At 34.6% G+C, this 16,635-nt stretch carries 15 protein-coding genes; 14 read left to right on the forward strand and 1 reads right to left on the reverse strand.

Features of this window, described 5'->3' with window-relative positions; genetic code table 11:
* The first annotated feature begins 12 nt into the window (after window positions 1-12).
* The 12 genes from J699_RS08350 (at window position 13) to J699_RS08295 (ending at window position 12,682) form a co-directional block, all read left to right on the forward strand.
* Window positions 13-1,080 (forward strand): TPM domain-containing protein, encoded by a 1,068-nt coding sequence (locus J699_RS08350; protein ID WP_032868559.1) that lies wholly within the window; start codon window positions 13-15, stop codon window positions 1,078-1,080.
* Entirely contained in the window at window positions 1,074-1,634 is a 561-nt protein-coding gene (locus tag J699_RS08345; protein WP_032868560.1) for a TPM domain-containing protein, read from the forward strand. Before J699_RS08350 ends, J699_RS08345 begins: the two co-directional genes overlap by 7 nt.
* Before the next feature lie 427 nt (window positions 1,635-2,061).
* Entirely contained in the window at window positions 2,062-2,496 is a 435-nt protein-coding gene (locus J699_RS08340; RefSeq protein ID WP_032868561.1) for a pilin, read from the forward strand.
* 65 nt (window positions 2,497-2,561) lie between these two features.
* The gene (locus J699_RS08335; protein WP_032868562.1) at window positions 2,562-4,478 is read left to right on the forward strand and encodes a hypothetical protein; all 1,917 of its coding nucleotides are present in this window, start codon (window positions 2,562-2,564) and stop codon (window positions 4,476-4,478) included.
* Between the two features lie 2 nt (window positions 4,479-4,480).
* Window positions 4,481-5,329 (forward strand): glycosyltransferase family 2 protein, encoded by an 849-nt coding sequence (locus J699_RS08330; RefSeq protein ID WP_032868563.1) that lies wholly within the window; start codon window positions 4,481-4,483, stop codon window positions 5,327-5,329.
* Window positions 5,330-5,337: 8 nt separating this feature from the next.
* Window positions 5,338-7,053 (forward strand): ABC transporter ATP-binding protein, encoded by a 1,716-nt coding sequence (locus J699_RS08325; protein WP_032868564.1) that lies wholly within the window; start codon window positions 5,338-5,340, stop codon window positions 7,051-7,053.
* 13 nt (window positions 7,054-7,066) lie between these two features.
* Window positions 7,067-7,831, forward strand: a complete 765-nt coding sequence (locus J699_RS08320; protein WP_032868565.1) for a glycosyltransferase family 32 protein — start codon at window positions 7,067-7,069, stop codon at window positions 7,829-7,831.
* Between the two features lie 3 nt (window positions 7,832-7,834).
* Window positions 7,835-8,620 carry a glycosyltransferase family 25 protein gene (locus J699_RS08315; RefSeq protein WP_032868566.1) on the forward strand — a complete coding sequence of 262 codons (786 nt, stop codon included), beginning with the start codon at window positions 7,835-7,837 and terminating at the stop codon, window positions 8,618-8,620.
* Complete coding sequence (locus J699_RS08310; protein ID WP_032868568.1) at window positions 8,613-9,581, forward strand: glycosyltransferase family 32 protein; 969 nt, start codon at window positions 8,613-8,615, stop codon at window positions 9,579-9,581. The genes J699_RS08315 and J699_RS08310 overlap by 8 nt, the downstream gene beginning before the upstream one ends.
* Window positions 9,581-10,483 (forward strand): glycosyltransferase family 2 protein, encoded by a 903-nt coding sequence (locus tag J699_RS08305; RefSeq protein WP_032868569.1) that lies wholly within the window; start codon window positions 9,581-9,583, stop codon window positions 10,481-10,483. The genes J699_RS08310 and J699_RS08305 overlap by 1 nt, the downstream gene beginning before the upstream one ends.
* Window positions 10,484-10,492: 9 nt before the next feature.
* Complete coding sequence (gene glf / locus J699_RS08300) at window positions 10,493-11,584, forward strand: UDP-galactopyranose mutase (protein WP_032868570.1); 1,092 nt, start codon at window positions 10,493-10,495, stop codon at window positions 11,582-11,584.
* A 33-nt stretch (window positions 11,585-11,617) separates the two neighbouring features.
* Window positions 11,618-12,682: a glycosyltransferase family 4 protein gene (locus tag J699_RS08295; protein WP_228131924.1), complete on the forward strand. Its 1,065-nt coding sequence runs from the start codon at window positions 11,618-11,620 to the stop codon at window positions 12,680-12,682.
* A 1-nt stretch (window position 12,683) separates the two neighbouring features.
* Here J699_RS08295 and J699_RS08290 read toward each other — a convergent pair whose 3' ends face one another.
* The gene (locus J699_RS08290) at window positions 12,684-13,763 is read right to left on the reverse strand and encodes a UDP-N-acetylglucosamine 2-epimerase (RefSeq protein WP_050441683.1); all 1,080 of its coding nucleotides are present in this window, start codon (window positions 13,761-13,763) and stop codon (window positions 12,684-12,686) included.
* 346 nt (window positions 13,764-14,109) lie between these two features.
* On the opposite strand from J699_RS08290, the gene J699_RS08285 reads away from it, so the two are divergent.
* Window positions 14,110-14,565: a pilin gene (locus J699_RS08285; RefSeq protein WP_032868572.1), complete on the forward strand. Its 456-nt coding sequence runs from the start codon at window positions 14,110-14,112 to the stop codon at window positions 14,563-14,565.
* Between the two features lie 383 nt (window positions 14,566-14,948).
* Window positions 14,949-16,601 carry a PglL family O-oligosaccharyltransferase gene (locus tag J699_RS08280; protein ID WP_032868573.1) on the forward strand — a complete coding sequence of 551 codons (1,653 nt, stop codon included), beginning with the start codon at window positions 14,949-14,951 and terminating at the stop codon, window positions 16,599-16,601.
* The last annotated feature ends 34 nt before the right edge of the window (window positions 16,602-16,635 follow it).

Genomic DNA, 16,635 nt, shown 5'->3' on the forward strand with positions numbered 1-16,635 from the left:
GGGAGTGACCGTATGTTCGCAATGTTAACGCAAAGATTAAAACAGCAGCTTGGGGCTGCATTGTTGCTGGTGTTTGCGACACTTTGTTTTCAACATACGGTCTGGGCCGAGGTTGCCACTGCAACGGATCAAAGTGATCTGGTGGTTGCAGGCAAAATTATTCAGGAACAGCAAACCAATAAAACTGCTCCTGCAAGCAGCTCAAATACTGAAACACCAGTATTGCCTAAAGTCGCCGATGATATGGCGGAGGGTGAGTCCATTCGTGGCTTACCCACGTTAAACCAGCCCGTCATTGATCAGGCCAAAATCCTGAGTGAGGCTGAAATCCAGCAGCTCAATCAGAAAATCCTGAGTCTGTACCAGCAAGGGAAGGCCCAAGTCGGTGTGATTATCGTGCCGACCACCGGGCAGGAAGCGATTTTTGATTTTGCCCTGCGTGCCGGAGAAAAATGGCAACTGGGTTCAGCCAAACGCGATAACGGTTTGTTAATGGCAATTGCGGTAAATGACCGTAATATCCAGATTCTGACCGGTTATGGTCTGGAAGGGGTACTTCCTGATCTGGTGCTGAGCCGGATTATTCGCAACCAGATCACGCCTTATTTTAAACAGGGCCAATATGCACAGGGCATCTCAGCGGGTCTTGATGAAATCACCCGTATTGTGAATTTAGACCCTGAAATTGCCCAGCAGGCGGCTCAAGAGTTGAAAGACCGACATGAGCAGGCCTTACATGCGCAGCAAGCCAAAGATAATACCCTCATGATGGCCTTATTTATCCTGATTGCGGGTGTGGTCGGCTCATTTATTATCGGCAAGCGCTTAAGTGCCTCAACTGCCGCCGTGGCAGCAACAGTGGCTGGCTTGGTCAATGGTGCAGGTCTGGTGATGAGCTTGTTACTCGGTGTCGGGGTGTTCTTTTTATTGATTACTTCACTGGCGCAACTGATTTTCCAGATGTTCTTGTCAGGTGGCGGCCGCGGAGGCGGCGGTGGTGGTGGTTTTGGCGGCAGCGGCGGTGGCTACAGTGGTGGCGGTGGTAGCTTTGGCGGGGGAGGAGCATCAGGCTCATGGTAACCAAGACAGATACAACACAGATTATTACCCAGCCGAAACTGGACGAGCATGTTCAACCGAGTTTAAAACGCTGGTTTAAGCATTTCCTCTATGTCTCATCGGCGCATCGTTATTTTAGCAAGCAGGATCGGACCGAGATTGCCAAAGCGGTACAGCAGGCAGAAAAGGGCCATGTCGGTGAAATACAGGTGGTGATCGAAGGGCATATCCCATGTTCTCAAGCCTATCAGCAGAATACTCGCTTACGGGCGCAGCAATTGTTTGCTGAACTGGGTGTCTGGGATACTGAGATGAATAGCGGAGTGTTGTTGTATTTGAACCTATGCGAACGTAAAGTTGAAATCGTGATTGATCGTGGTTTAAAGAATGCGACCCAGACTGAAATCTGGAATGGCATTTGTCAAAGTATGGTGTTGTTACTGGCCCAGAAGCAATATCTGCAAGCAGTGACTAACGGAGTGACAGAAATTGGACAGATTCTAGATCAGTATTATGTAAAATCAGACCTGAATGATCAAAATGAACTGCCAAACGAACCGATCATTTTAAATTAAGTTCGGTTTTTAATTTCTCATCAAATATCAGGCTTGTTATTTTAGAAAAAATAAATTATTGTGCAGACCATTCTGTATATATGAATTTCTGAATCGCAAGCCTTCTTATCAGCTTCCGATAAACGGCAAGAAAAAATAAAAAATAATTGAAATAAATTTTGTGTGATTCAGGTCGCTCAATTTAAATACAATTAGAAAATAGTCAAATTTGATATCTAAAAAAATGAATAATAAAGCAGTAAAGATGACGTTATTTGTCATTTTTTTTCTTAAAATGTCTAAATTGCTCTGCTTTTATCCAACATGAAAATTTTTTAAGTCCCTGTTTTTTTAGAGTAAAATTGGCTAAGCTAAGGACTGGCATAAAACATGCTAAATACTAAGTAGCTGAAAAAAGCTTATAAAAAATATCCATTGGAGAAATGTTATGAATGCTCAAAAAGGTTTTACACTTATCGAGTTAATGATCGTTGTGGCGATCATTGGTATCTTGGCTGCGATTGCGATTCCTGCTTATCAGGATTATACAGCTCGTTCACAAATGACTGAAGCAATGACATTAGCAAGTGGTGCGAAAGGTTCAGTGACTGAGGTATATTCGAATACTGGTTCATTTCCTACTACAAACGCTGCTGCTGGTCTTGCGGCTAATACCGCAATTAATGGCAAATATGTGAATGACGTAGCAGTTGGAACAGGTGGTATCATTGTTGCAACAATGAGAAGTTCAGGTGTTGCATCGGGTATTGCTAGTGCAACGCTTACTTTAAGTCCTACTACGACAGCTGGTGCAGTGCAATGGACGTGCAAAAAGGCTGCCTCTGTTGATGCTAAGTATTATCCAACAGCTTGCCGTAACTAATTGATATATAAATTAGTGAGAACGCCTATCAATGTGATAGGCGTTTCTATTTTTAGAGTTGACCCATGTATAAAAAATATATTCCAGCTATCAGTTTTATCTTTGTTTTATTCTTAGCATATAGCATTTATAGTGTGGGGCTAAAAGGTGATTTCCTCTTTGATGATTTTCCTAATTTACAGGATTTAGGAGCTTATGGAGTAATTGATAATTGGGAGAAAGCTCAAAATTTTATTAATAATGGTTTTTCAGGGCCTACGGGAAGACCAATTTCACTTGCTAGCTTTTTATTAAATGATAATACATGGCCTTCATTTGCATATTCTTTTAAATATACTAATTTGATGATTCATTTGCTTAATGGCGTATTATTATATTGGGCAACACTGCTATTGTTAAGAACCTATCATTATAAAGAACAACATGCTCTCTGGATTGCTTTCGTTTCTTCAGCTATATGGTTGCTACATCCTTATTTTGTTTCAACTACACTTTATGTTGTGCAACGTATGGCACAATTAGCAACTTTATTTAGCCTAATTGGAATTATTGGCTATTTAAGAGGGAGAATATTACTTTCAAAAAAAACCATTTCTGCATATATCTGGATGACTTTTTCTATTGCTATAGGGACTATTTTAGCAACTTATAGTAAAGAGAATGGTGCTCTATTACCTTTGCTTATTCTGGTCATAGAATTCTGCAATCCAAGGAAAGAAAATAAACCAATATGGCAGTGGCGAGCAGTTTGTTTATGGTTGCCATCTATTGCTATCACCTTGTTGCTTATAAAATATATGAGCTTTTCAGAGCATCCATGGCCAAATCGTAATTTTAATATGATTGAAAGATTATACAGTGAGGCGCGGATCGTTACAGAATATCTCTTTAACCTATTTATTCCACAAATTGAGCTAAAAGGATTATATCAGGATGGTTTCAATATTTCGCGTTCATTAACTCAGCCGATTACAACCTTATATTCGATTATTTTTTTGTGTACTTTGATTGTTTCTGCTTTTTTTGTTAAAAGAAACTATCCATTGTTTGCTTTAGCAGCTCTATTTTTCTTTGCAGCACACTTAATGGAATCAACAGTACTGGGTTTAGAATTATATTTTGAGCATCGGAATTATCTTGCCGCAATTTTTTTATTTTTACCTGTTGCTAGTGGGTTGTATGCTTTACAAGAAAAAGTGGAGCCCCGATTGGTATATATTATTACTATTTTAATTTTATCTATACTTAGCTTTTTTACTTATGAGCGAGCAAAGTTATGGGGAGACACAAGTCAACTTTTATTGTACTGGGCAAAAAACTCACCTGATTCTCCTCGTGCACAAAGTGAATTAGCCCGAAACCTATTAGATCAAGGTAAAGTTTTGGAGTCTAATCAGTTTTTGGAGAAAACTATAGATAGATTACCTAATAGTCCGTTATTGACCATCCAATTGCTTTTACAAAAAGTTTCTTATGGTTTGGCAAAGGAGCGCGATTTTACACAAACAACTGATAGGTTAATTATACAGCCATTTGATGCTCAAGCAATTCAGGGACTCCGTGTTTTAACAGATGGTATTATAAATAGTCAGTACTTATGTAGTATGTATTGTTCACTTACTTTAGGATTGATTACTAATTTAGAACAAGATGCAAAATATAATAAAGTATCTGTGTTTTGGCGACTTACACCTTATTTAAAAGCCAAAATTTACTTAGCAATGAAAGAAGATATAAAGGCTTTAAATACTTATATTGAGGCCGTAAGACGATATAAAGACGTTGAAGCAGGATTAATGATGGTCGCAGAAATAGGATCAAATAGTTCTGCATCCAATGCATTGATTCTGCTTAATGAAGTTGAAAAGATTTATCATCGACAAGATATTTCAACGCTACGACGCAGCAAGCAAGAGTATGATGCAGAAATTCCTCGATTAAAAAAGGTATTGCAGCCAGAAACCAATAACGCTAGGAATTGAAAATGAAAACGAGTATCGTTTTACCTGCTAAAAATGAATCAGGGGCAATAGGACAAACTGTTGCAAGAATTCAGCAGCTTAATTTAGCCTATGAGATCATTATTGTTAATGATGGATCGACTGATAATACTAAAGATATAGCTGAGCAAGCAGGTGCAAAAGTTGTTTCTCATCCATATTCGAAGGGGAATGGGGCCGCAATTAAGACTGGAGCTAGAACCGCTTTAGGTGATGTGATTGTTTTTATGGATGCCGATGGTCAGCATGATCCAAATGATATTCCACATCTGTTGATGCAGATAGAACAAGGTTATGATTTAGTTGTTGGTGCAAGACAAAAAGGTTCACAAGCAAGTATTGGGAGAGGGATTGCCAATACATTATATAATCATCTTGCGACTTATATGACTGAGCATCGAGTTGAGGATTTGACCTCTGGTTTTAGAGCAGTACGAGCAGAAAAGTTTAGAGAATTTCTCTATTTGTTACCGAATGGCTTTTCTTATCCGACGACTAGTACTATGGCATTCTTTAGAGCAGGCTATTCTGTAGCATATGTTCCAATTCATACAGCACAAAGAATAGGGAAAAGTCATATTAATCCGGTTAAAGATGGGGTGCGCTTTTTTCTCATTATTTTTAAGATTGCAACTTTATTTTCACCCTTAAAAATGTTCTTACCAATTGCTGTTGTTTTATTTTTAATGGCTACAAGTTGGTATGGCTATACTCTCTATGAGTTTCATCGTTTTACTAATATGAGTGCATTACTTTATACAGGGAGTGTCATGATTTTTTTAATGGGCTTAATTTCAGAGCAGATTACTGCTCTTATGTATAAAGAAAAATAGGATTGATTGTGTTAAAAAGCTTAAAACAACTTTGGCAGATTTTATCTCCTCTTGATAAACGTAAAGTAATTTATGTTTTAATTTTAGTTGTGGGTATGGCTTTTATTGAATCTGCTGGTGTTCTTTCAATTATGCCTTTTTTAGCTGTTTTATCTAATCCGGATATTGTAGATTCAAATTACTATTTGAAAATTTTTTATGAATTTACAAGTTCAGTAAGTAAACAAAATTTTATTATTTATCTTGGTTTTTTATCATTAATTATTGTTGTTTTTTCAGCTTTTTTTAAAATTGTTACTCAATATGCTGTAAACCGTTTCGCAAGTTTACAGCGTCATTATTTTTCTACTCGATTGCTTAAGATTTATTTACAGCAAAATTATGAATTTTTTATTCAGAGAAATAGTGCAACGCTTATAAAAAATATTTTATCTGAAGTTGATCAACTAATTTGGACTATGATTTTACCTGCTTTAACACTTATGTCATATGGTATGGTTTTATTAGCAATGATTGGTATTTTGTTGCTATATGATCCAGTGATTGCCGTTATTACTGCATTGGTACTCATATTATTTTATACAGCTATTTATACATTGGTGAAGAAGAAACTTACACAAATTGGTTATGAGTTTACACAGGCAAATACAGAGCGATATCAAGCATGTCAAGAGGCACTAGCGGGTATTAAAGATGTAATTATTAATAGTGCAAAACAAGGATATATAGAACAATTCGAGCAGTCATCACGTGTTTTTTCGAGGCATATAGCAACACGTGATACTTTAGGGCAGATCCCACTCAATATTATTGAAACTGTAGGGTATGGATGTTTAATTATATTGGCGATTGTGTTGGTCATATCGGGGAAAGACGTGACTCATATTTTACCTGTATTAGGTTTATATGGTTTTTCTGCCTATAGAATGTTGCCGGCTGCACAGAATATCTATCGCTCTGTCACACAGATAAAATTTTCTGAAAATGTATTTAGTCATATTAAACAGGAGTTTGGGCTAGAGCAGTATAGTCATGAACAATCACTAGAGCTGGGTACTTTAGATTTTAAACGTCAGATACGTTTGGAAAATATTAACTTTGCTTATCCTAATTGCACAAATAAATTAATTTTGGATAATTTTAATTTAAATATTAATAAAAATAGCAGTGTTGGTATTGTAGGTAAAAGTGGTAGTGGTAAAAGCACCTTGATGGATATTATGCTAGGTCTATTGCAGCCATTACAGGGTAAGATTTTTATTGATGATGTTGAGTTAACGGTACATAATCTATCTGCTTGGCATCAGCTGGTGGGTTATGTCCCACAACACATTTATTTGGCAGATAAATCGATATCAGAAAATATTGCTTTTGGTGTGGCTAAGAATAATATTGATCTAATAAAAGTAGAGTTAGCAGCGAAACAGGCACAACTGCATAGTTTTATTACAGAACGATTACCTCATGGTTATGATACTATAATTGGAGAAAGAGGTGTCATGCTATCTGGAGGGCAACGACAGCGTTTAGGTATTGCAAGAGCCTTATATAAAGATCCAGAAATATTGTTTATGGATGAAGCAACTAGTGCATTAGATATTGAGACAGAGAAAGCAGTAAATGAAGCAATTCAGAGTCTCAGTGGTTATAAAACTATGATTGTTATAGCACATAGGAAAAGTGCTATTGAAAAGTGTAATAAGATTTTAGAGTTAAAATATTAAATTGCGAGAAAAAATGATTCCAAAAATTATTCATTATTGCTGGTTTGGTGAAGCTATTATACCTGAAGAACTTCAAAGATATATAGACGGTTGGAAAGTTTCCTGCCCAGATTATGAGATTAAATTGTGGAATGAAGAAAGTTTTGATGTAAATAGTCATATTTTCACTGCAACCGCTTATAAAAAAAGAAAGTTCGCTTATGTTTCTGATTTTGTTCGTGCTTATGCATTGAATAAGTTTGGAGGAGTCTATTTAGATGTTGATGTGGAGCTTAAACAAAAATTAGAGCCATTCTTGTCTCATGAAGCATTTACTGGTTTTGAAAAGAATGGGATGCCTTTTACTGCTTTATGGGGTTCAATTGCAAACCATTCACTTGCTCGTAAAGTGTTGTTATATTATGATGAAAGGGAGTATTTAGAAAGTCAAGATACTAACACGATAGTTATTAGTGATATCTTGAGTGAAGAGTATAGGATTGATGTTAATAAAAATGAATTTCAAATTGGTCAAAACAATATTGATACTATATGCATTTATCCAGCAGAGTTTTTTTGTCTAGATCTATGTAATAGTGTGGCAACGCATCATTTTTATGGTAGTTGGCTGCCTAATGAAAATAGAAATTATAAAAATATTTTACATAATAATTATTATTTAGATAAGATTAGTGTTTATCAATATAATCGAAAATTAACTAGTTATGTAGCAAAAAATATTTCATTTAAAGAGCTTATTAGACTTATTTATTTATATGTAAAATATAAGTTGGGTTGATAGATGAAAATATATTTTATTTCTCTGGCACAAGATGCTCAACGTCGTCTTAAATTAGCACAACGTTTTCCTATAAATTTCAAAAAAATGCAATGGATACAGGCTATAAATGGGAAAGAACTATCTGCAAAAGAATATTTTTTCTATGCTCAAAAATACTTAAAAAATAATAAAAAACTGATTACACCTAGCGAACTTGGATGTACACTTAGTCATATTAAAGCGCTGAAAAATTTTTTAATAACAGATGAAGATTATTGCTTGATTTTAGAAGATGATGTGATTGGTTGTGATCAAGATATTATTTTATTAGAAAATCTAGTAAATATACTACCGGAAAATAGTTTAATGTTGTGTGGCGGGCAGGAAGGTTTAAGTTTCGATAAATATATATTAGGGAAGGAGATTGGAAATAATATTTTTAGTATTCCTAGATTTTCTACTAAATTTTTATCAAGAACTTGTTGTTATATTGTCGATAAAAAAGCTGCAAAAAAAATTTTAATGAGCCATGATGATAATTTAAAAGTTGCAGATCATTGGTATGATATTTTTACAAATAATAATATAAATTTTTTATTTTTTAATCTATTTAAGCATCCTGTTGATTTAAAAAATAGTCATATTGAGTGTGAGAGAGAGTACTTTTATGAAAATATTTTTTGGAAAAGAGTTTTTCAGCAAGGTTTTTTTTGGAAAGTTTTTAATAGAGTGAGAAATGATGTATACCTAATTTTACTTTCTTTTATGGGTTATAAAAGAGTAAAAAAAGGAAGTGATTTTGAATAATTTCTTTTACTTTTTTATTAATAAGATTAGAGTCCTAAGCTTAATTATTATTAGATTCCTTAATATAAGATTTTCGGCTAAAGAGCCAAATGAAAATCCATATAAAATTATAAAAAATGGTGATTCTCTATGTTTAATACCTAAAAAAATATGGTTGTTTTGGCATGATGATAATTTTCCTGTGATTGTAAGTGAGTGTGTTGATAAAATTTTAAAACTAAATAAGGATTTTGAAGTTATTTTGTTAAATGACTCTACTGTTTGCAGCTATGTCTTAGATATTGATAAATATAATTTTCCTGAAGTTCAACATAGGTCTGACTATATAAGGCTATATGTTTTAAATAGTTATGGTGGAGTTTGGATAGATGCTAGCATCATGTGTTTCAAGGGGGTTGATTTATTTTTAGAAGAGTTGGATTTATATAAGTCTGATTTTTTTGCTTTTTTTAATGAAAGGAGAACTAAAGATATAAGTTTTCCTGTATTGGAAAACTGGTTTCTTATAGCGAATAGAGGAAATAAATTTATTTCTAATTGGTTGGAAGAGTATAGAAAAGCTTTAGAAATGGGTGTGATTGGTTATTTGCATGATGTTGAAAAAAATAATCCTGAATTTTTTCATAAAATAAGTAAAGAAGAGCGCCCTTATTTATTTAGTTATATTTGTGCACAAAGAGTATTGAGGGATTATAGTGGGAGTTATGTTTTTTGGTCATGTAATGATACAGCATTTTATTATCATATGACAGGGTCGTGGCGTTATTTATTTTTTGGTATAAAAACATTTCATTATACAAATATTGTAAAAACTTTAACTTTATTTAGAAAGCCTAAAAAAACTCCTATTCTCATAAAGTTGGTTGCTGGGGATCGCCACCATATCAATATTCTGCTTGAAAAAAGTCAATATAAAAAAGATACTCTGATGGATGTTTTTTTGAATGGGGTTGGAGACTGATGAGAATCATTTGTGTTGTCGTAACATTTAATAGAAAGCAGTTGTTAAAAAAATGTATTGATAGCTTACTTTCTCAATCTTTAAAGATAGATAGAATTCTAGTCGTAGATAATGCTTCTACTGATGGGACTGTAGGTTTTATAAAGGAATATTATCATAATTTTGAACAAATCGAAATTTTAAAACTAACTACGAATCTAGGTGGGGCAGGCGGATTTCATGAAGGGATGAAGTATGCTTCAGAGTTAGATTATGATTGGTTATGGCTAATGGATGATGATGGATATCCAGAAACTGAATGTTTAAATAAAATTTATAATTTTTTATTCAGAAAAAAATTAGACGCAATTTCTCCAATACAATTAAATATTAATGAACCTAATGAGCTTGCTTTTCCTGTGACGTATCATGGGCAGCAAATAATAGGAGATTATCAACAGTTAAGTCATGTTGAATATATTAATCAAGAAGCCAATTTATTTAATGGTTTATTAATTAGAAAAAATGTTGTAGAAAAAATTGGTTTGCCAATTTCAGATTTATTTATACGAGGCGATGAAGTTGAATACACAAAAAGAATGAAGAAAAATAAACTAAGCTTTGGAACTTTAGTCGATGCAAAATTTTTCCATCCTTCTGATAAAAATGAAAGAATTAAAGTATTATTCAATTTGTGGACGATGCGAGATGCTCATTCGGATTTTAAGAACTACTATATGTTTAGGAACAGGGCTGTTGCTTTTATAGAAGATGGAAATGCTTGGCTTTTACCTTTAGATTTGATTCGATATACATATTACTTTTTAATTGTAAAAAAATTAAATATCAAAGGTTTAAAGCTTTGGTGTCTTGCTACAATTGATGGTATAAAAGGCAAACTTGGACGTCATTCAAAATATTAAAGGAACGTAATGAAGGTTTTAATTGTGGGGGCTGGCTTTGCTGGTTCAGTGGTTGCACGGGAACTTGCAGAAGCTGGGTATCAAATACTTGTTGTTGACCGTCGAGATCATATCGCAGGGAATGCATATGATGTGAAAGACGAATATGGGATTTTAATACACCAATATGGTCCACATATATTCCATACCAATAGCGAACGAATTTTTAATTATCTCTCAAAATTTACTGAGTGGAGAAATTATGAGCATCGGGTTCGCGGCGTGGTTAATGGACAGGAGTATCCATTTCCTATAAATCGAGATACTTTAAATCAGCTCTATAACTTAGAACTCTCCGAAGCGCAAGCCACTGAATATTTTGAAAAGGTACGAGAAGTTCGAGATCCCATACAAACGAGTGAAGATGTAGTTCTCAATTCTGTAGGGCGAGATTTGTATGAAAAATTCTTTTTAAATTATACAAAGAAGCAGTGGGGGTTAGAGCCATCACAATTAAAAGCTGGGGTTGCGGCTCGTATTCCAACACGTACGAATACTGATGATCGTTACTTTACCGATACCTATCAAGCGATGCCATTATATGGTTACACGAAGATGTTTGAGAACATGTTGGATCATTCTAATATTCAAGTGAAGCTTGCAACTGAGTTCAAAGATGTATTAATACAATATGAGTTTGATCATATCGTATATACAGGACCAATTGATGCATTTTATGATTTTAAATTTGGGAAGTTACCATATCGATCATTGCGCTTTGAGCATGAGCATTTAGATAAAGTCGAGTGGAGTCAAAGTGTAGGTACGGTGAATTATCCAAATGATTTTGATTTTACCCGTATTACTGAATTTAAGCATTTAACGGGACAAAATCATTCTGCAACTTCAATTGTTAGAGAATACCCGATAGCTGATGGCGATCCGTATTATCCAATTCCTCGTATTGAAAATGAGACATTATTTAAAAAATATCAGGAACTTGCAAATTTAGAGGAAAATATCACTTTTGTAGGACGTTTAGCTGAATATCGTTATTACAATATGGATCAAGTTGTAGGTGCTGCCTTAAATGCAGTGGATAAAATTCTGGAGAAAAAATAATTGAAAATCGCATTCTTATGTAAACGACAATACATGTCTAAAGATGTCATTCTGGACAAATATGCTCGTTTATATGAGATACCGAATCAACTGGCTTTATTGGGACATCAGGTTGAATGTTTTTGTCTGAGCTATCAATCCCATACCGATGGTGTTTGGAATGAATCTGATGAAAATAAGCATCTGGTTTGGTCATCTAAAGGTTATTTGGCCTATCAGAAAATAAAAATATTAAGTTATCCTATTTATATTTTAAAAAAACTAGAAAAATTTCAACCGGATATCGTTATTTCGGCATCCGATATCCCTCATATTGTTTTAGGCGCATGGTGTGCAAAAAAGTTGAATAAACCATTTGTAGCAGACTTATATGATAATTTTGAATCCTATGATCAAGCCAAAATTCCGTTTATTAAAATTTTATATCATCATGCATTAGATTCTGCACAATTAATTAGTACGACTAGTCATAGCTTGGCAGGAAAACTAAAACAAGATCATCCTGATGTACCATTTGTTTTGACAATGCCCAGTGTGATAGATAAAAAAATATTCTTTCAAGGAAATAAGGTTGAGGCACGGCAAAAACTGCAATTACCTATTCAGGCGAAATTAATTGGTACTGCTGGAAGTCTAACAAAAGCTAAAGGAATTAATGACTTATTTAATGCTTGGGAAGTCATTCGTCAACAAAGCTCAGATGTATATCTTGTACTTGCTGGCCCTGTAGAGGAAAGCACTCGGTTACCAGATGATAATAGAGTGATTTATCTTGGTCTGCTTCCTCATTCAGATGTTAATTACCTATTTCAAGCTTTAGACATTGGGATATTATGTATCCCTGATGATGACTTTGGTCGATATTGTTTTCCCCAAAAAGCATATGAAATGTTAGCAACAAATTTGACAATTATATCGACAAATATTGGAGACATGAAAAATATGCTAGAACAAAATTTACTATATGATGCTAATGATTTTGAATCATTAGCATTTAAAATAAATGAACAACTCACTTATTTAACAAAAGTAAATGTAGATATCCCTAATTGGAAAAAAAATTTAAAAATTTTTAATTCCTTGATGAGACAAATTTAGCTTAATTGATCTTATTAAGTTCCTTAAAGTAATTGCCAATCAGAGCACTTGGGGACTTTCCTAACTTACCTTTATCCCTTTGTAGGGATAGATAACCTTTTGATTGAATATAGTTCACTATTTCGTGAGTATCATTTATTAGAATTGCACTTTCTCCAATACCATCCTGTCGCTCTGTAGCATCTCTTAAAATAATTGTTGGATGTCCAAAAAATGAAAGCTCTTCTTGATTGGAACCACCATCGGTAATAACAAGAGCACTTGAAAGTGCGAGATTCAAGAAGTTTTGATAAGTCATTCTAGGTAATAATTCTATATTTTCTTGTACTTGTAACTGAGTAAGTAAATTGTGAGATTTTAGCTTTTTTTCAGTGGCTGGATGTAATACGAAAAATATTCTATTCTGAGTACTTAAACGAATTAACATTTTTGTAATTTCTGCAAGTTTCTCTTTATTATAAATATTTTGAAATCTATGTAAGGATACTAAAATAGTGCTAGGCTTCTTTGTAATATGCTCCCCAATCCTTAAACATTGAATACTATCTAAAATTGTATTTCCATTGGTGTTGAGTATATGAACTTTTTTATATTTTTTCATATTTTGAGTATCTTGTAAGCTTGGACAACATGCAATATCTGTATATCTAAAGACAATACGTCTAATAATTTCTTCTGGAAATGGATTGAAAAGCTTATTTGAAGTTAAACCACTTTCTAGATGTACAACCGTATGTCCCGTGAGCTTTGCTGTTATAGTACTAAATAGAGTTGTAAGTGTATCGCCATGCACAAAAATATAAGATTTTCTCTCTTTTTTTAATGTATTTATTAAAATAAAGAAAATTATAGGCATCCATAACAGTAAGTTTATAATTGAAGAATGTTCTTTATTTTTAACTAGTTGTGTCTGAGGAGTATTGATACCAAATTCTTGGATAAGATCCCCCATAGTATCTCTGTGTTGTCCAGTCAGAATGAATTTTGTAGGTAGTTGGTTATCTTCAAAAAATTTAAGAGTTGGTGCAACTTTTATGAGTTGTGCTCTGGTTCCAACTATAAAAATATGATGTTTTCCCACTTTTTATTCTCTTTAATAACTTCTTTCGTACAAGGGCTAGAAATATATCAGGATCTGGTATTAATGTATCCAGAAAATTTTAAATATTTCCCTATTTTATGATTGATTATACTTACTTATGCTAGTTAAATTTAGATTTTTTATAATAAGTTTTTCTAAAAAATTTTTTTTGATTGAATTTTATTATTTTAAGCTAAATTATGACTTGATAAAAGCATCTTGTGACAAAATATGTCATGTATTTATTGCTTGATTTTGTCTTATGTTATTGAAATTGTTTGGTTTATTTTTTTTGGCATGATTTTTGATTCTAAGTTTCCATAATTGTATTTTGGGGAGCAAAGCAATGATCAGTGCTAAAGGATTTACACTCATTGAACTTATGATTGTTGTGGCTATTATTAGTATTTTAGCGAGTATCGCTATTCCAGCGTATCAGAACTATACCACGCGGGCACAAGTTGCAGAGGCGTTGAATATGGCTGGTGCAATTAAGGCTGAATTAATCGCAAAATATGGGGAAAGTGGTACATGTCCAAGCTCGCCAATTGATTTTGGCTTAGACTCATCTGGAACAGTAAATGCGAAATATGTGGATAAAGTTGGAATAAATACAACCTATACTGGAGCAATATGTGCCTTTGAATTTACATTTAATACGACAGGTATGAATGCTGGTGTAGCTGGGAAAAAACTTATTTTTGCGATGATGAACTATGCGGGTAATGGTTCTGCACGTTGGGAATGTGCATCATCAGAAATTAGTCAAATGTATTTACCTTCCGTGTGTAGAGGTATATAAATCATGCACTTAGGAAGTATAAATGAGATGAGGGATTTTATTCTTAGTAAAAATGGTAGAGTACTCATTAGATAAAGTATGAATTTGATCAGAAGCTATGCTTTTTAGATTATTGGTGATGAATAAGTAATATAATCTACTACAGTGAACACATTGAAATTTTTGAATGATTTACATTCTTTTAAGTTAGAATTTTTCCTAAAGTATCTACTGTCTTTAATTGGATTTTTCTGTTTCATGATTGAGTTCTATTGCTAGATCCTCCACCAACCAGCTATTTTAGAAAATATTTATAAACAATTAACAATAGTTGATCTGACATCTTCAATCACTTTAAGTACTTTGTTGTATGATAGCGCCAAGAATTTTTTATCAGATGCCTTATGCAATTTTTATGCTTTTTACTTGCCAGCATCTTGTTTAGTTTTGCCTGGCTATCTCCAGTCCATACCTATCCCTGGGTGACCTTTTCCAGTGAACTGGCAAGCTTTGGTGGTGGCGTGGCGTTACTGGCCCTGCTGTTCAATAAAAATGTAAAAATCCCGCGTCCTCAAATTTTGATGTTGGGCATTGCGTTTATTCCACTATGCCAGTGGGCTTTTGGTTTAATTACGGATTTTAGTACCGCATTCCTGAGCTTCGGTTACCTGTTTGTGTTCTGGTTAATGCTTGTTGCGGGCTACAACTTAAGCCTACAAGCAGAGCAACGGGAACGGATCATGCTGGGCGTAAGCTATCTATTGCTGAGTATTTCGTTCATCAGTGCGATCATGGCCATCGTGCAGTGGTTAAATCTCGAAGCCTATATTGATGGAATTATAAAGCTCAAGAGTAACCGACCTTATGCCAATTTCGGACAACCGAATAATCTGGCCACCTTTTTGATTATGGGCCTGATGGGCGGCTTATTTTTATATGAAAAAAGAAGGCTGACCTTGTGGTTATTAATCCCAGCAAGCTTGGTCACGCTCTTTGCCATCACGCTGACTCAATCCAGAACTTCCTGGGTGGTGTGTATATTCCTGTTCTTTTACTGGATTTATAAACAATACAAAAATTCACCGCGATTTAATTTCCCAAGACTACTGCTCTGGGTCGGGCTGTACTTGATCATTGCAGGTTACTTACTCCCTGTGCTGAGCCAGCTCTTAAGCTCAGGCATTGATACCGGTGTGACCCAGACCGCTTCGATTGCGCAACGTGCAGGGTCGGGGCATGAGCGCCTAGGTATGTGGATGCAGATCTTACATGCCATTGCCGAGAAGCCATGGTTTGGTTATGGCTGGAGTCAAACCAGTATTGCGGTGTTCGAGAGTATTCAGTTCAATACCGTACAGGTCTGGTTTAACAGCGCACATAATGTACTGCTGGATCTGCTGGTCTGGAATGGTGTGCCACTCGGGCTGTTGATTATTGGTTATATCTCCTTATGGTTGTTCTGGCTGAATAAGAATGCCAAGGAGACCAGCTCGATTATTGAGATCTTGATGGTCTGTGCCATCCTAATTCATGCTATGCTGGAATTTCCACAACGCTATGCATATTTCTTGCTACCTATGGGCTTCTTGCTGGGATTGATTCAGGCCCAAACACCAAAATTAAAAGGTGTGACGATTAATAAAAATGTCATTCGCTGTATTGGAGTGCTTGCACTGATCGTGGTATTGCTGATCTGGCGTGATTATAAGCTTTATCAGGAAAATAGCCGTCAGGTCTTTAAAAACCAAGCGCCTACAGCAGAAATTCTGGGTAGTTCTAAAATTATAGTACTGACCCAGTTTCAGCAACGTCTTGACTGGATTGCTTTAAAACCCCAGACAAAAATGTCTGAGTCTGAGCTAAGCCTGTTGGGAGAAATGGTCAAGAATAAAGCCACCCCTTATAACCTGAAGAAGTATGCGCAGTTACTGGCCTACAATCACAAGTTGGAGGAAGCAGAGCAACAGTTGGTGGTTTTGAGGCAGCTGTATAAGCAAAAGCTGAGTCTGGCAGAGATTATTGAATTAAATAATAAGATACAGGTAAAACAGTCTTAAACTAGACTGTTTACAATAAAAAAACCAAAGCAAA

Source organism: Acinetobacter sp. 1000160, from assembly GCF_000588715.1.
Classification (GTDB): Bacteria; Pseudomonadota; Gammaproteobacteria; order Pseudomonadales; family Moraxellaceae; genus Acinetobacter; species Acinetobacter courvalinii.

What these genes read in the sequence shown, in the direction of transcription:
- J699_RS08340 (WP_032868561.1), top strand. Translation starts at nt 2,062, where the DNA reads ATGAATGCTCAAAAAGGTTTTACACTTATCGAGTTAATGATCGTTGTG.
- glf (WP_032868570.1), top strand. Translation starts at nt 10,493, where the DNA reads ATGAAGGTTTTAATTGTGGGGGCTGGCTTTGCTGGTTCAGTGGTTGCA.
- J699_RS08330 (WP_032868563.1), top strand. Translation starts at nt 4,481, where the DNA reads ATGAAAACGAGTATCGTTTTACCTGCTAAAAATGAATCAGGGGCAATA.
- J699_RS08305 (WP_032868569.1), top strand. Translation starts at nt 9,581, where the DNA reads ATGAGAATCATTTGTGTTGTCGTAACATTTAATAGAAAGCAGTTGTTA.
- J699_RS08335 (WP_032868562.1), top strand. Translation starts at nt 2,562, where the DNA reads ATGTATAAAAAATATATTCCAGCTATCAGTTTTATCTTTGTTTTATTC.
- J699_RS08320 (WP_032868565.1), top strand. Translation starts at nt 7,067, where the DNA reads ATGATTCCAAAAATTATTCATTATTGCTGGTTTGGTGAAGCTATTATA.
- J699_RS08280 (WP_032868573.1), top strand. Translation starts at nt 14,949, where the DNA reads ATGCAATTTTTATGCTTTTTACTTGCCAGCATCTTGTTTAGTTTTGCC.
- J699_RS08295 (WP_228131924.1), top strand. Translation starts at nt 11,618, where the DNA reads ATGTCTAAAGATGTCATTCTGGACAAATATGCTCGTTTATATGAGATA.
- J699_RS08285 (WP_032868572.1), top strand. Translation starts at nt 14,110, where the DNA reads ATGATCAGTGCTAAAGGATTTACACTCATTGAACTTATGATTGTTGTG.
- J699_RS08345 (WP_032868560.1), top strand. Translation starts at nt 1,074, where the DNA reads ATGGTAACCAAGACAGATACAACACAGATTATTACCCAGCCGAAACTG.
- J699_RS08350 (WP_032868559.1), top strand. Translation starts at nt 13, where the DNA reads ATGTTCGCAATGTTAACGCAAAGATTAAAACAGCAGCTTGGGGCTGCA.
- J699_RS08315 (WP_032868566.1), top strand. Translation starts at nt 7,835, where the DNA reads ATGAAAATATATTTTATTTCTCTGGCACAAGATGCTCAACGTCGTCTT.